At 55.2% G+C, this 14,568-nt stretch carries 15 protein-coding genes; 8 read left to right on the top strand and 7 right to left on the bottom strand.

Features of this window, described 5'->3' with window-relative positions:
- The coding region (locus A936_RS22680) for a helix-turn-helix domain-containing protein (protein ID WP_157141388.1) at positions 1–551 on the bottom strand (551 nt) is incomplete at its 3' end.
- Positions 552–796: 245 nt separating this feature from the next.
- Positions 797–1,363 (bottom strand): YceI family protein, encoded by a 567-nt coding sequence (locus A936_RS07670; RefSeq protein WP_008456331.1) that lies wholly within the window; start codon positions 1,361–1,363, stop codon positions 797–799.
- 277 nt (positions 1,364–1,640) lie between these two features.
- Here A936_RS07670 and A936_RS07665 point away from each other — a divergent pair, with 277 nt between their 5' ends.
- Positions 1,641–2,504 (top strand): dioxygenase family protein, encoded by an 864-nt coding sequence (locus tag A936_RS07665; protein ID WP_008456329.1) that lies wholly within the window; start codon positions 1,641–1,643, stop codon positions 2,502–2,504.
- Positions 2,505–2,552: 48 nt separating this feature from the next.
- Complete coding sequence (gene folC, locus A936_RS07660) at positions 2,553–3,836, top strand: bifunctional tetrahydrofolate synthase/dihydrofolate synthase (protein ID WP_008456328.1); 1,284 nt, start codon at positions 2,553–2,555, stop codon at positions 3,834–3,836.
- 75 nt (positions 3,837–3,911) lie between these two features.
- Here folC and bglX read toward each other — a convergent pair whose 3' ends face one another.
- Complete coding sequence (gene bglX, locus A936_RS07655) at positions 3,912–6,209, bottom strand: beta-glucosidase BglX (protein ID WP_008456326.1); 2,298 nt, start codon at positions 6,207–6,209, stop codon at positions 3,912–3,914.
- Positions 6,210–6,385: 176 nt separating this feature from the next.
- Between bglX and dld the strand changes: the two genes are divergently transcribed.
- Both dld and A936_RS07645 read left to right on the top strand, forming a co-directional pair.
- Positions 6,386–8,119 carry a D-lactate dehydrogenase gene (dld, locus tag A936_RS07650; RefSeq protein ID WP_008456324.1) on the top strand — a complete coding sequence of 578 codons (1,734 nt, stop codon included), beginning with the start codon at positions 6,386–6,388 and terminating at the stop codon, positions 8,117–8,119.
- Positions 8,120–8,232: 113 nt separating this feature from the next.
- The gene (locus tag A936_RS07645) at positions 8,233–8,787 is read left to right on the top strand and encodes a GNAT family N-acetyltransferase (RefSeq protein WP_008456320.1); all 555 of its coding nucleotides are present in this window, start codon (positions 8,233–8,235) and stop codon (positions 8,785–8,787) included.
- Here A936_RS07645 and pbpG read toward each other — a convergent pair whose 3' ends face one another.
- Entirely contained in the window at positions 8,788–9,729 is a 942-nt protein-coding gene (pbpG, locus tag A936_RS07640) for a D-alanyl-D-alanine endopeptidase (RefSeq protein ID WP_008456317.1), read from the bottom strand. It abuts the gene before it with no gap.
- 161 nt (positions 9,730–9,890) lie between these two features.
- A complete protein-coding gene (locus A936_RS07635; protein WP_008456316.1) occupies positions 9,891–10,478 on the bottom strand; it encodes a Yip1 family protein in 588 nt (195 codons plus the stop codon).
- 356 nt (positions 10,479–10,834) lie between these two features.
- On the opposite strand from A936_RS07635, the gene A936_RS07630 reads away from it, so the two are divergent.
- Positions 10,835–11,398, top strand: coding sequence for a DedA family protein (locus tag A936_RS07630; protein ID WP_008456314.1), 564 nt, complete (start codon positions 10,835–10,837; stop codon positions 11,396–11,398).
- Here A936_RS07630 and A936_RS07625 read toward each other — a convergent pair.
- Positions 11,395–11,964: a TetR/AcrR family transcriptional regulator gene (locus A936_RS07625; protein WP_008456312.1), complete on the bottom strand. Its 570-nt coding sequence runs from the start codon at positions 11,962–11,964 to the stop codon at positions 11,395–11,397. The two genes, A936_RS07630 and A936_RS07625, sit on opposite strands and share 4 nt — an antisense overlap.
- A gap of 105 nt (positions 11,965–12,069) precedes the next feature.
- Between A936_RS07625 and A936_RS07620 the strand changes: the two genes are divergently transcribed.
- The 3 genes from A936_RS07620 to yohP all read left to right on the top strand — a co-directional run bounded on the left by A936_RS07620 (position 12,070) and on the right by yohP (position 13,561).
- Positions 12,070–12,537 (top strand): nuclear transport factor 2 family protein, encoded by a 468-nt coding sequence (locus tag A936_RS07620; protein WP_008456310.1) that lies wholly within the window; start codon positions 12,070–12,072, stop codon positions 12,535–12,537.
- 91 nt (positions 12,538–12,628) lie between these two features.
- On the top strand, positions 12,629–13,366 hold the full coding sequence (locus tag A936_RS07615) for a class I SAM-dependent methyltransferase (protein ID WP_008456308.1): 738 nt from the start codon (positions 12,629–12,631) through the stop codon (positions 13,364–13,366).
- Positions 13,367–13,477: 111 nt separating this feature from the next.
- Positions 13,478–13,561 (top strand): small membrane protein YohP, encoded by an 84-nt coding sequence (gene yohP, locus A936_RS23890; RefSeq protein WP_008456306.1) that lies wholly within the window; start codon positions 13,478–13,480, stop codon positions 13,559–13,561.
- 38 nt (positions 13,562–13,599) lie between these two features.
- Here the strand turns inward: yohP and A936_RS07610 are convergent, their stop codons facing one another.
- Positions 13,600–14,553: an MBL fold metallo-hydrolase gene (locus A936_RS07610; protein ID WP_008456304.1), complete on the bottom strand. Its 954-nt coding sequence runs from the start codon at positions 14,551–14,553 to the stop codon at positions 13,600–13,602.
- Positions 14,554–14,568: the final 15 nt, after the last annotated feature.

Below are 14,568 nucleotides of genomic sequence, written 5' to 3'. Positions count from 1 at the left end.
TTATTAGGGGAATAGGTCGCCTCACTGGCGAGGATGATCCGGCTGCAGTTATCCGTCAGCGTGAGCGGGTAACACCATTTCCCGTTAGCATGTTTAAATTTCCCTTTAAAATCAGCACTCCAGACATCATTGGGCTCTTTGACCTCATACAGAACATGGGGCTGTGTCGGTTTGAATCGAACAGGGGGGCGTGCTTTTACCAATCCATGAGACTTGAATATCTGGCCGACAGTGCTTGCGGCAGGGACACCGGGAGTATCCAGATTGAGCAGATATTGCCTGATTTTTTCTGGCCCCCACAGCATGTACTGCTTTTTAGTTTTCAGCAGCAACTGAACCATCGACTCAGGAATGGTGTTTTGATGATGGCGTGCCCTGGAACGGTCAGCCAGAGAGTTAACATCTTCGCCTGAAAAACGAGCTAACCACTTATAGCCCGTTTTACGGCTGATATTGAATCTGCGACAGGCATCGCTGACAGATAATCCGTCTACAAGGCATGCCATGACAAATTGCATTCGTTGCATGGTAACAGTTTCAAGCCAGGGCACGATAAACCTCCTCACTCAGTTTACCGTACCAGTTATAACCTGTTACCCATGTGCCCGGTTTAAAGTGTTACCTATGTGCCAGTTCATACAGCGTAGTGCCCCCTGACACGTTCACCGTGATCTGAGCGTATATGGGAAATCGATCCACGGGTGAACGGAAAATTGAAAGGTTAAAATAGGGACACCAACCACCTCAAAGAATAAGCAATTAAATACACATACAACAAATACTTACATTAAAAAACCTAGCTAATCCTCGCGCGGATTTTAATCTCAATCGCAATACTGTCATCCACCACGGCCTCAAATTTATCCATATTAAAGGCGGCGCGGGAGATAACCGTTGTGGCACGTAATGAGAGGGCATTTTGGCCTGAAGTTAATGCGGGGGCGTTATCCAGACTCGCTTCCAAAACCACCGGACGCTGAACATTTTTTACCTGCAGCAGACCGAAAATTCGGTAACGCCCGGCCCCCTGGGCCACAACCCTGGTGCTGCTAAACGAGAGCGTCGGGTAATGTGCGGTATCAAAGAATAGCCCGCTCTGCAGTTGATAAGTCAGCAGGCTGTTTGAAGCCTGCAGCGTTGCGGCTGGGATGCGTACGCTGATGCTGTCGTGCATGTCGTTCCCTGCATCCAGCAAAAGTGAGCCAGTGACGCCGTCGAGGTGCGCCTGAGAAGTCCCGCCAAACGCGCGCCATGAAAGTTCTATCGCCGTTTGCGGCGTAAGGACGCTGTAGCTTTCCGGCGCGGCATAAAGCCAGGGGCTAATCGACAGCCCGAGGATTATTTTGAGAAGAATACGAAGCATGGAGTATTTCCGGTAGCGGACATACTCAGCTAACGTTTCACTGTCGCATTTTATTCATATTTATTTTTATTAATTTTTTGTTGATGCAATAAACTATAAAAACCAGACAAGCTCGTGAAGTTAGATGTCTAAGTTCTTAATAACCCCACAAAAATAATTAAACCAAAATTAATACACTTGATTACATTATTTCCAGAAGAAGATATTTAAAGTTTAAAAAGTCAGTGTCACATTGTGTGTCCCTACCCTACTCCTCGTGGCAACGAGACATAATAAAATGTTAAACATTGATGATAAAAATATTACCCAAGAAGTGCTTTCCAAAATTTCAATTCCCACCGACGACCGTATGCATACGATTTTTACTGGCCTGATCGAGCATTTGCATTCTTTTGCCCGGGATGTCCAGCTGACGGAGCAGGAGTGGGAGAAAGGCATCGAGTTTCTTACCCAGGTTGGAAAATATTGCAGCCCCGAGCGCCAGGAGTTTATTTTGCTTTCCGATGTGCTGGGATTATCTTCTTTGGTCATTGCGCAAAATAATCGCAAACCCGCCGGATGCACGGAATCTACCGTATTTGGGCCTTTTCATGTGGCAGAAGCCCCACGGCTTGAACCGGGAGAAGATTTTTCACAGGGCGCGCCGGGCACACCGTGGTTTGTAAGAGGCAAAGTAACCGGGATCGGCGGGGAAACCGTTGCCAATGCAACGATTGATATCTGGCATGCCGACGGCGAGGGCCAATACGATGTGCAGGCAGCGGATATTCACGGACTTCGGTGCCGCGGCGTCATGAAAGCGGATTTACAGGGAAACTTCTTTTTTAGAACAGTGGTTCCTGAGGCTTACGAGATCCCCAGCGACGGTCCGGTTGGCAGCCTGCTCGCCGCCCAGGGGAGGGCCGCGTGGCGCCCGGCGCATCTGCACTTCATGATCAATGCCGAGGGATACCAGCGTTTAATTACGCATGTCTTTAATAAAGAGGATGAATACCTCACTTCGGACAGCGTATTTGGCGTCAGAGCCTCATTGATTGCCGACTGGGTTAAGCACGCGCCGGGCATAGCGCCTGACGGTACGTTTTGCCCGCAATCTTTCTGCACCCTGGACTTCAATTTCGTCCTGAACCCGGCCAGCTAAAGCGGCAACCCCACCCCGCAGAGTTTAGTTTTAACCAAGGAATATTTGATGAGCAACCGCGCCAACATACCCGATCTCACCGCAGACTTACCCCGCTGGCTGGCTTACATCGACAGCCTTCATTCGCAGGTCATTGATATGAGCCTGGGCAGAATCAGGGACGTGGCAGCCAAACTGAATGTCTTACGGCCCGCCCCTTTTGTCTTTTTGGTCGGCGGGACCAACGGCAAAGGCACCACCTGCCATACCCTTGAAAAAGTGCTGATGCTGTCAGGGCACAAAGTGGGCGTCTTCAGCTCCCCCCACATGATGCATTATAAAGAGACCGTGCGCATTCAGGGCCAGGAGCTGTCGGACGCCGCCCACATTGCTGCTTTTGTTGAAATTGAAAAAGCGCGCGAGGCCACGACGCTCACGCCTTTCGAGTTCAATACGCTAGGCGCATTTTGCCTGATGAAATGGGCTCAGGTTGATGTCGCCATCATTGAGGTCGGCATGGGCGGCCGGGACGATGCGACCAACATTCTCACGCCGGATGTCTCTGTGATTACCAACGTGGCACTGGACCATGAAGACTGGCTGGGGAAAGGCGCCGAAGCCATCGGCGAAATCAAAGCGGGCATCTTCCGTAGTGGACGTCCGGCGGTGATTGGGCAAGTTCAGGCACCGGCATCATTGCTCCGCTATGCGGAACAGATTGGCGCGATTCCCCATCAGCGTGGAGTCAACTGGCAAGTAACAGACCGTAGAGATGCATGGGCGTTTAGCGATAACCTCGGCGAAATTGCGCCGCTGAGCCAGCCTAAAATGCCACGCGATAACGTGGCTACCGCACTAGCGGCTCTGCGCGTCAGCGGGCTTAAATTTGATCTTACCGCGCTGAGTGACGTCATTGATAAAGCCAATTTGCCGGGCCGTTTTCAAGTCATTAGCCATCAACCGACGGTGATTTTAGATGTGGCGCATAATCCGCATGCTGCGGCATATTTAGCGGAAAGATTGCGTAACTTCCCCATAAAGGGAAAGTGCCTTTTTGTAATCGGTATGCTTATTAATAAAGATATCAACGGCACTATTGAACAGTTAAAAGATCTCAACGGAGAGTGGTATTGCTGTGGTATTCAGGCGGGCCCCAGAAGCTCTAAAGCTGAAGATATTGCTCAGTATTTACCGAAGGCAAAAAACTTCCCGGATATTTTATCCGGCTGGGAAGCGGCTAAAGCTGACGCCAGTGCCGACGATGTGATTGTCGTTTGCGGCTCATTCTATTCTGTTGCGCCAGTATTAAACGAGCTAAATCTTGCCAGCGAAAATAATCAGGGAATACGCTAATCTTCAGCGAAGCATTGATTACACCTAAAAAAACAGCCACCTTTAAAGGTGGCTGCATTCTAATAATGCTCTGCTTTATTTCAGCTCAAATTCACCCTGCTGCACGCGGGCAGAATCGAGGCCGATAAACACGTTGAACTTGCCCGGCTCCGCATCGTACTTCATCTTCGCGTTCCAGAACTTCAGGGCGCTGATGTCGATTGGGAAGCTGACCGTCTGGCTTTCACCCGCTTTCAGCGCCACTTTCTTAAAGCCTTTCAGCTCTTTTACCGGGCGGCTCATGGAAGCGGTCACGTCCTGCAGGTACATCTGCACCACGGTTTCCCCTGCGCGGTCGCCGGTGTTGGTAACGGTAACCGACGCTTCAACTTTGCCGTCGCGCTTCATGCTTGGGGCGGAAAGCTTCACATCACCGACTTTAAAGGTGGTGTAGCTCAGGCCGTAGCCAAACGGATACAGCGGCCCGTTGGCTTCATCGAAGTAGCGGGAGGTGTATTTGTTCGGTTTTTCCGGATCGTACGGGCGGCCGGTATTCAGGTGGCTGTAGTACGTTGGAATTTGCCCCACGGAGCGTGGGAAGGACATTGGCAGTTTGCCGGACGGGTTGTAGTCGCCGAACAGGATATCAGCGACGGCGTTACCGCCTTCCGTGCCGCCGTACCAGGCTTCCAGCATTGCGTCCGCCTGCTGCTCTTCTTTCACCAGCGCCAGAGGACGACCGTTCATCAGCACCAGCACCAGCGGTTTACCGGTAGCCTTCAGGGCGGCAATCAGGTCACGCTGGCTCTGCGGCAGCGTCAGGTTGGTGCGGCTGGACGCTTCGTGCGCCATGCCCTGGGCTTCACCGACCACGGCCACGACTACATCGGCGTTTTTCGCCGTCTTCACCGCTTCGTCGATCATCGCCTGCGGCGTGCGCGGGTCAACGGTGACCGCCGGTTCGTACTGGTTCAGGAACTCGACGATATCTTTTTCATCAGTAACGTTCGCGCCTTTCGCAAACACCACTTTGCCCTGCTGGCCGACGGCATTTTTGATGCCCTCCAGCGGGGTGACAGACTGCGCGGCCACGCCTGCGGCAGACCAGCTGCCCATCGCGTCACGCTTGCTGTCCGCCAGGGGACCAATCACCGCAATGGTGGAGGTCTTTTTCAGCGGCAGAGTCTGCAGGCGGTTTTTCAGCAGCACCATGCTCTCACGCGCCACTTCACGCGCTTCTTTGCGGTGCAGGCGGCTTTCCGCGTTGGTATCGACCGGGTCAGAATCCTTCGGCCCTAGGTGACTGTACGGATCGTTGAACAGCCCCATGTCGTATTTGACGTTCAGCACGTGGCGAGCGGCGTCATCCAGCTCTTTCATCGGCACCGCACCGCTTTTCACCAGCTCCGGCAGGTACTTGCTGTAATACTCGTCGCTCATGCTCATGTTGATGCCGGAATTGAGCGCAATGCGCACCGCGTCTTTCGGGTCGCTGGCTACGCCGTGCTTGATAAGCTCTTTAATCGCGCCGTGATCGGAGATGGTGATGCCTTTGAATTTCCATTCGTCGCGCAGCAAATCCTTCAGCAACCAGCTGTCGGCGGAAGCCGGCGTACCGTTCAGGGAGTTCAGTGCCACCATCACGCCGCCGCTGCCCGCGTCCAGCGCGGCTTTGTACGGCGGCATGTAGTCGTTGAACAGGCGCTGAGGGCTCATGTCGACGGTGTTGTACTCTTTCCCGCCCTCGACCGCGCCATAGGCGGCGAAGTGTTTCACGCTAGTCATCACCGAGTAGCGATCCGCCGGGCTTTTGCCCTGCATCGCTTCCACCATGGTGCGCCCCATCATCGAGGTCAGGTAGGTGTCTTCCCCAAAGCCTTCGGACACGCGGCCCCAGCGCGGATCGCGCGAGACGTCCACCATTGGCGCCCAGGTCATGTTCAGGCCGTCGTCGGCGGCTTCATAGGCGGAAATCCGGCCCACGGTTTTGACCGCATCAAGGTTGAACGAGGACGCCAGACCGAGGCTTATCGGGAAAACGGTACGCTGGCCGTGCACCACATCGTAGGCGAAGAAGAGAGGAATTTTCAGGCGGCTGAGCTGCATCACTTGGTCCTGCATGGTGCGAATGTCTTCGCGGGTGACGGTGTTGAAAATGGCTCCCACCTGCCCGGCTTTGATCATTTCGCGGATGGCTTCTTTCGGGTTATCCGGGCCGACGCTTATCAAACGCAGCTGACCGATTTTTTCATCGGTGGTCATTTTTTTCAGCAGGTCGGTGACGTAGGCATCACGCGCTTCCGGCGTTAAAGGGTGCGGGCCAAACATTTCGTCGGCCAGCGCAGGCTGCAGCGCCAGGCTTACGGCAATCCCTACAGAACAGAGCCATTTCATCGGATTCACTCTCACAAGCTTTTGTTAAGGCGTGCAGTTTGCCACATCGCCATCACGGTAAGAAGAGCGTAGCCAAACCTGGCTGCTGATTTCGTGGAGATTTCCTCGTTACGCTCACGTTTTTCGGCGCTATGCTTAACGACAGGCTTTTTGATGCCATCACAAGGAGTGGATCCATGTCTGTTTTGATGACTTCCGATAATAAAACGCTGATAAACGAACTCTCTCGCCACGTTGGCTCGCACCATGTTTTAACCGACCCGGCCAAAACGGCGCGCTACCGCAAAGGCTTCCGTTCCGGCCAGGGGGAAGCGCTGGCCGTGGTCTTCCCCGGCTCTCTGCTGGAGCTGTGGCGCGTATTAAGCGCCTGCGTCGCGGCGGATAAAATCATTATTATGCAAGCCGCCAACACCGGCCTGACCGAAGGCTCAACGCCCAGCGGCAGCGATTACGATCGCGATATTGTGATTATCAGCACGCTGCGCCTCGACAAGCTGCATCTGCTGGATAAGGGCGAGCAGGTGCTAGCCTACCCAGGCACCACGCTTTACTCGCTGGAAAAAGCGCTGAAACCGCTCGGGCGCGAGCCGCACTCGGTGATTGGATCATCCTGTATTGGCGCTTCGGTAATCGGCGGGATTTGCAACAACTCCGGCGGGTCGCTGGTGCAGCGCGGCCCGGCATATACTGAGATGTCTCTTTTCGCGCGCATTGATGAAAGCGGCAAGCTGCAGTTGGTAAACCATCTGGGGATTAACCTTGGCACCACGCCGGAACAAATTCTTGGCGCGCTCGACGATGAGCGCGTGAAAGACAGCGACGTGCAGCACGATGGCCGCCACGCTCACGACCACGATTATGTCACCCGCGTGCGCGACGTGGAGGCCGACACGCCCGCGCGTTATAACGCAGATCCGGACCGCCTGTTTGAATCTTCCGGCTGCGCGGGCAAGCTGGCGGTCTTCGCCGTCCGCCTCGACACCTTCCAGGCGGAAAAGCGCCAGCAAGTGTTTTACATCGGCACCAACCAGCCCCGCGTGCTGGGCGAAATCCGCCGCCATATTCTGGCCAACTTCGAAAATCTGCCGGTTGCCGGGGAGTATATGCACCGCGATATTTACGACATCGCGGAGAAATACGGCAAAGACACGTTCCTGATGATCGACAAGCTCGGCACCGACAAAATGCCGTTCTTCTTCACCATGAAAGGACGCACCGATGCGATGCTCGATAAGGTGTCGCTGTTTAAGCCGCACTTTACCGACCGCTTTATGCAGAAGCTCGGCGGCGTTTTCCCGGCGCACCTGCCGGAACGGATGAAAACCTGGCGGGATAAATATCCTCACCACCTGCTGCTGAAAATGGCCGGGGACGGGATCGATGAAGCCAAAGCATGGCTGAGCGAATATTTTAAAACCGCCGAAGGCGACTTCTTCGTTTGTACTGCGGAAGAAGGCAGCAAAGCCTTCCTGCACCGCTTTGCCGCCGCCGGGGCCGCCATCCGCTATCACGCCGTGCATGCGGATGAAGTGGAAGATATTCTGGCGCTGGATATCGCGCTGCGCCGCAACGACGAAGACTGGTTCGAAGAGCTGCCGCCGGAGATCGGCGATAAGCTGATCCACCGTCTCTATTACGGCCACTTTATGTGCCATGTCTTCCACCAGGATTACATCGTCAAAAAAGGCGTGGACGTGCACGAGCTGAAAGAGCAGATGCTGGCGCTGTTGCACGAACGCGGGGCGCAGTACCCCGCCGAGCATAACGTAGGCCATCTCTACAAAGCGCCGGAAACGCTGAAGCAGTTCTACAAGGCCAACGACCCGACCAACAGCATGAACCCGGGGATTGGCAAAACAACCCGGCGTAAAAGCTGGGCCGAAGACGACAGCGTGCAGGAGCACGGCTGACAGAGATAAGTTTCTCCTATGACGGGCAAACTATGTTTCACGCTTTTTTGGGCATAGATTAATGACGCAGGGTGAAGGCTATCTTCACCCTTTTTCTGCCCAAGGAGCGAAAGATGTCCGCAGTAGAAACTCTGCCTTTCCCTGCCGTACTCATCAGGGAAGCCACCCCCGACGATATCCCCGCGATGACAACGATTTATGCCTGGCACGTGCTGCACGGCAAAGGATCGTTTGAAGAAACCCCGCCTGATGGAAAACAGATGACCGAGCGGCTGGCGGCGGTTCTCGCTCATGGCCTGCCCTGGCTGGTTGCAGTGATTGACAATCAAGTGGTGGGCTACTGCTACGCTACGGTGTACCGCCCTCGCCCCTGCTACCGCTACACGGTAGAAGATTCGGTGTATATCGACGCCGCAATGACCGGACGCGGCATTGGCAAAGCCCTGTTGAGCCAGCTCATCGCGCTGTGTGAAAAAGGGCCCTGGCGGCAGATGATTGCGGTGATTGGCGACGGGGAAAATAATACCGGATCGTGCAAATTACACAGTCAGCACGGGTTTGAAACCGTCGGATGTTTGCGAAGCGTTGGCTTTAAGCTGGGAGACTGGCGGGACACGGTGATAATGCAGCGCCCCCTCAACGGTGGAGACGGGACGCTGCCGGACTGATTACTCTTCTTCTGAACCTGCTGCGGTGTTGCTGGCCATTTGCGCCGCTTTAGAGCGCTTGTAGCTTAACGCCGCCGCCGGAACAGGGGTTACTTTGCCGGTTTCCAGGAAGGAACGCAGGCGGTTGGCGTCGGCGAAGTGGGTGTATTTCCCGAACGCGTCCAGCACCACCAGCGCCACTGGGCGGCCGTTGATGACCGTGCGCATGACCAGGCAGTGGCCTGCGTTATTGGTAAAGCCAGTCTTCGTCAGCTGAATATTCCAGTTTTCACGGTACACCAGATGGTTGGTGTTGCGGAACGGCAGCGTATAAGCCGGGCTGCGGAAGGTGGCCATATCTTCATGCGTGGTGCTGAGCTGGCCCAGCAGAGGGTATTTCTGCGTCGCCACCAGCAGTTTGGTCAGATCGCTCGCGGTTGAGACGTTTTCAATCGACAGGCCGGTAGGCTCCACATAGCGGGTGTGGGTCATGCCGAGGGACTTCGCCTTCGCATTCATCGCGCGAATAAACGCGTCGTAGCCGCCAGGGTAGTGATGCGCCAGGCTCGCCGCCGCACGGTTTTCTGACGACATCAGCGCCAGCAGCATCATGTTTTTGCGGCTGATTTCGCTGTTCAGGCGAACGCGAGAGTAAACGCCCTTCATTTCAGGCGTGTGGCTGATGTCCACTTTCAGCATTTCATCCATCGGCAGATGGGCGTCCAGCACCACCATCGCGGTCATCAGCTTGGTGATGGAGGCAATAGGACGAACCAGATCCGGATGGCTGGAATAGAGAATCTTGTTAGTTTGCAGATCGACAATCATGGCGCTGCCGGAGGCAATTTCCTGACCGGCGCTGGCCGCGTGGGTGGCGACCTTACTGGCCTCTGCCTGCGGGGCAAAAGGCACAGTCATCATCAGCGCAAGGCTGAACAACGATAAACGGATTTTTGTCGGCATGGTGACACTTCTGTAATGATTCCGGAAAAGTAGAGGCTCACCGCTAAGCGTCATCGGGATGACATAAACGTGCGGGGCGCCGGAATCATACTCCGCCGCCCCGCTTGACTGCCAGTTAAGAATCGTAACGTTATATCAAAACTTTCTGTTAATTCGCCCCGTCAGAACAAACGGTAGCCATAACCCCACAGAATCACCGCGACGGCCAGCAGTACTTCCAGCACCAGCACGCCAATGGCCAGGGTTGAGCTGGAAAAACTCATCCCCTCTTCTTTGTCAATGCCGAGGAAGTCCGGCACGCCAACGTAGAGCAGATAGCCGGTGTAGACCAGCGCCAGGGCGCCTACCGCCACGCACAGCCAGACCAGCGGATAAAGCGCCACAATCCCGCTTAAGAACAGCGGCGTGGCCACGTACCCTGCGAAAACCATACAGCGGGCAAGCGACGGACGCTGCGGATAGTTACGCGCCATCCACCAGATAACCCGGCCCATCACCGCGACGCCGCCGAGCATCAGAGCGTAGAAAAGAATGCCCAGATACAGGCCGGTAAACATAGAGAGCTGAACGTAGGTGCCGTCCCCGAAGTTCCAGCCGATTTGCGTGGTGCCGATAAACGCGCAGATGACGGGAATGGCCGCCATCAACAGCACATGGTGAGTGTAGTGATGCGAGACGGATTCGTTCTCGCGCTTAATTTCCTGCATTTCCCGATTAGGATGGGAAAACAATCCCCAGACATGGCTCATACAACCTCCGGACCTGCGGCGCAAATGCTTGCGATACTCCAAGTATAATTCACCTTCAGGTTATTATTTAACCAGACGAAAAATATCTCCGATTCTGTACTAGCCTGGCGGCGATGAGTTGTATGCTTTAGGGAAAATTTCATACCCTAAATAATTCGAGTTGCAGGACAAAAAGACTTTCAGGTCTTTTTGAACAGCGTCTACGCTGACTCCGGAGGGGCCAGGCTTGCCGAGTAACACGGCAAGGCCGGGAATCCTCAGGAGCATAGCTAACTATGTGACTGAGGTGAGCGGATGCAGCCAACGCACCTGCCACTTGAAGTATGACGGGTATACATGGAGGAGAGTCCAGCTTAATGGATATCAATGGCTTAATAGAACAGTATGGCTACGCCGCGCTGATTATCGGCAGTATGGCAGAGGGGGAAACCATTACCCTGCTAGGCGGCGTGGCCGCGCATCAGGGGCTTTTAACCTTCCCATTAGTCGTCCTGTCTGTCGCACTGGGCGGCATGATTGGCGATCAGGTGCTGTTCCTGGTCGGCAGGCATTTCGGCAGCGCCCTGCTGGCTCGCTTTAAGAAGCATCAAAAGAAAGTGGCCAAGGCGCAGGCGCTGATCAACCGCCATCCCTATTTGTTCGTGATTGGCAGCCGCTTTATGTACGGGTTTCGCATCGTCGGGCCGATTATCATCGGCGCCAGCAAGCTGCCGCCAAAGCTGTTTATCCCGCTGAATATCTGCGGGGCTATCCTGTGGGCCACGCTGTTTACGACGCTTGGCTATCTCGGCGGTGAAGTCGTCGGCCCGTGGCTGCACAGCCTGGATACGCACCTGCGCCACTGGATTTGGCTTATTGTTGCCGTGGTGCTGGTCGTGGCCGTCCGCCTGTGGTTCAAGTACCGGCAAAAAGAGGATTAACCCTCTGCTGCGGGCAGCAGCGCCAGCCACGCCCGCAGCAGCAGAAGCGCCTCTTCGCCGCGGCCATCGCGCTGGGCTTTGACTATCGCCCCGTCAATCACCAGCGCCAGCATTGCTGCCTGCTTCCTGCCCTCGGCATTATCGGGCAAATAACCCGCCAGACATTCCACCATCGCCTGCTTGTGGGCGCGGGCAATCGGCAGCGTGTCCGGCAGCGCCTCGGCCATTTCCACCGCCGAGTTGATAAACGCACAGCCGCGAAATGCCTCGTCGTCAAACCAGTTTTGCAAGGTGGCCGCTAACGCTTCCATCACCCCTTTCCCTTCTCCGGTTTGCGCTTCCAGCGTGCGGCTAAACCACGTCATCCAGCGCTGATGGCGGTAATCCAGAAAGGCACGGATCAGGTCGTCTTTGGCCGGAAAATGCCGGTAGAAGGTGACCTTGGTGACGCTGGCTTCTTTGATGATTCGGTCTATGCCGGTGGCACGAATACCGTCGTGGTAAAACAAGTCGTGCGCGGTGTGCAAAATACGGTCGCGGGCGCCGGGGGTCGCAGCAGTAGGCATGATTTCTCCTGTTAAAAATCTATCATGACGTATGTAGACAAATCTGTCTACCCAGGGTAACCTGGAAGAGTAGACAGACCTGTCTACATTTCACAGGAGCAGACCATGACAGTAAAACCCCCGGTTCCCCCGTTTACGCTCGAGACGGCAAAACAAAAAGTTCGCCTGGCGGAGGACGCCTGGAACAGCCGCGATCCTGAACGCGTCTCGCAGGTTTACGCCCTGAATACCCACTGGCGCAACCGCGCCGAGTTTGTTGCTGGCCGTGAAGCCGTCGTCGGTTTTTTAACCCGCAAATGGCAGCGGGAGCTGGACTACCGGCTGATCAAAGAGATCTGGGCACACGACGGGAACCGCATTGCGGTGCGCTTCGCCTACGAATGGCACGATGATTCCGGCAACTGGTTCCGCAGTTTTGGCAACGAAAACTGGGAATTTGATGAACAGGGCCTGATGATTAACCGCCACGCCTGTATCAACGACACGCCAATCAAAGAGAGCGAGCGTGCCTTTTTCTGGCCGCTGGGCCGCCGCCCGAACGATCATCCTGAGCTCAGTCATTTCGGTTTTTAACGGTTTTGCCGCCGGAGCCGGTTTTCTTTCCGGCGGCGTCGCGTCTAAAATTCCTGCTGGCCAATGATGGCCTCAGTGATTAAGAGGATTTATGACGCAAAATATCTATGACGACCCGGCCTTTTTTGCCGGCTATGCCACGCTGGACCGCTCTGTTAAAGGTCTGGATGGCGCGCCTGAATGGGCAAAAGTTCAGGCGATGCTGCCGCCACTGGCGGGCAAGCAGGTGCTGGATTTAGGCTGCGGCTACGGCTGGTTTTGCCGCTATGCAAGAGATGCCGGCGCGGCAAAAACGGTCGGGCTGGATGTATCGACGCTCATGCTCGCCAAAGCTCGTGAAATGACCGAAGGCCCCGGGATCGAATATCGCCTGGAGGATCTTTCCGCCCTGCAACTGCCGGCAAACAGTCTCGATCTGGCCTACAGTTCGCTGGCGCTTCACTACCTGGAAGACATTCGCCCGCTGTTTGCCACGCTTGAACAGGCGCTGGTGCCGGGCGGCAAGCTGGTCTTTACCGCCGAGCACCCGATCTATACCGCCCCCGCGATGCAGACCTGGCTGCAGGATCGGACCGGGCAACGCAGCTGGCCGGTGAATCGTTATCAGCAGGAAGGCGAGCGTCTCAGCAACTGGTTTGCCGAAGGCGTGAAGAAACAGCACCGCAAGCTGGCCACCTGGATTAACGCCCTGATTGAAAGCGGCTTTGTGATTGAAAAGCTCGACGAATGGGGCCCGGAGGCCGAACAAATTGCCCTCAACCCCGGGCTGGCAGAAGAGGCCGAACGGCCAATGATCTTCCTGCTCGCGGCAGGTAAACCCCAACGCTAAAGCTCAGTCGTAACCTTTTTTTCGATTATTCCGTCTACGGGGAGGCAACTCCCCCGTCTTCGTATCCTTGCCTATACTCAAAAAGAACCAACTAAAAGGTAAGGAGCGCTAATGAAAATTATTTTATGGGCCATTCTGATTATCTTCCTCATCGGGCTGCTGGTGGTGACCGGCGTATTCAAAATGATCTTTTAAAAACGCGTGGCGCCACGAGGTTATGGCGCCTTTAGCTATCAATCCGATCTGCTGCTGTAGTTTACCGGCACCCACCGCCAGGCTTTGCCTTCTTGTTTCACATGACCAATTCCCGGGAAAGCAATGTGCGCCGCCGCGACCCAGTCGCCTTCCTGAGCCGCCAGTTTTAACACTTTCTCACGCGTGGCAACCGCCTGCTGCTGGTTAACATCGAAATGAATCGCCACTTCGGGATCGGGCATCTGCACCGCTTTAGCATGAATAATATCGCCCCACATCAGCATGTTTTGGCCGCCACGGCTAACACGATAAATCACGCTACCCGGCGTGTGCCCTGCGGCAGGAATGGCTTCGATGCCCGGAAGGATTTCTGTGGGTGCATGAAAAGTGGTGAGCTTACCGGCGTCAATGACCGGGCGAAGCGAACGTTCAGATTCAGCAAAGGTATGCCGCTGGCCCGGCTCTACGTCGCTGAGGTGTGCGGGGTTGAGCCAGAAATCGACATCTTTCTGCTCCACGCGAACCGTCGCGTTGGGGAAAGCAGGCTTGCCGCGGTATTCCACCCCGCCGGAATGATCGGCATGAATATGGGTCAGCAGCACCAGAGAAATATCTTCAGGGGCAATACCTGCCGCCCGTAAATTCTCCAGCAGGTGCCCACCCGCAGAGCCAAATAATTCCCCGGCTCCCGTATCAACCAGAATCAGTTCGCGCCCCGTATTGATAACAAAGGCATTGATCGACGTTTCTGCGGCGGGCGTCATTGCGTCCTCCGCCATACGCTCGCGTAACTTCTGCGGCGTGATATGCGTCAGCAATTTATCCAGCGGTACGACTACTGTGCCGTCCGACACCGCCGTAATTTGCCAGTCCCCCAGCATCATGCGGTAATATCCAGGCGATTGCTGCTGCGTTATAGCCTGCGGCGTGGCAAGGACAGAAACGGATATTGTGCCGCCTAAAAGCGTTAGCAACATGAGGAAAGTTTTCATTTTATTCTCCAGGCA

Source organism: Enterobacter sp. Ag1 (genome assembly GCA_000277545.1).
GTDB lineage: Bacteria > Pseudomonadota > Gammaproteobacteria > Enterobacterales > Enterobacteriaceae > Cedecea.
Note: the sequence above shows the minus strand (reverse complement) of the source record. Positions and strands in the feature narration are given on the sequence as shown.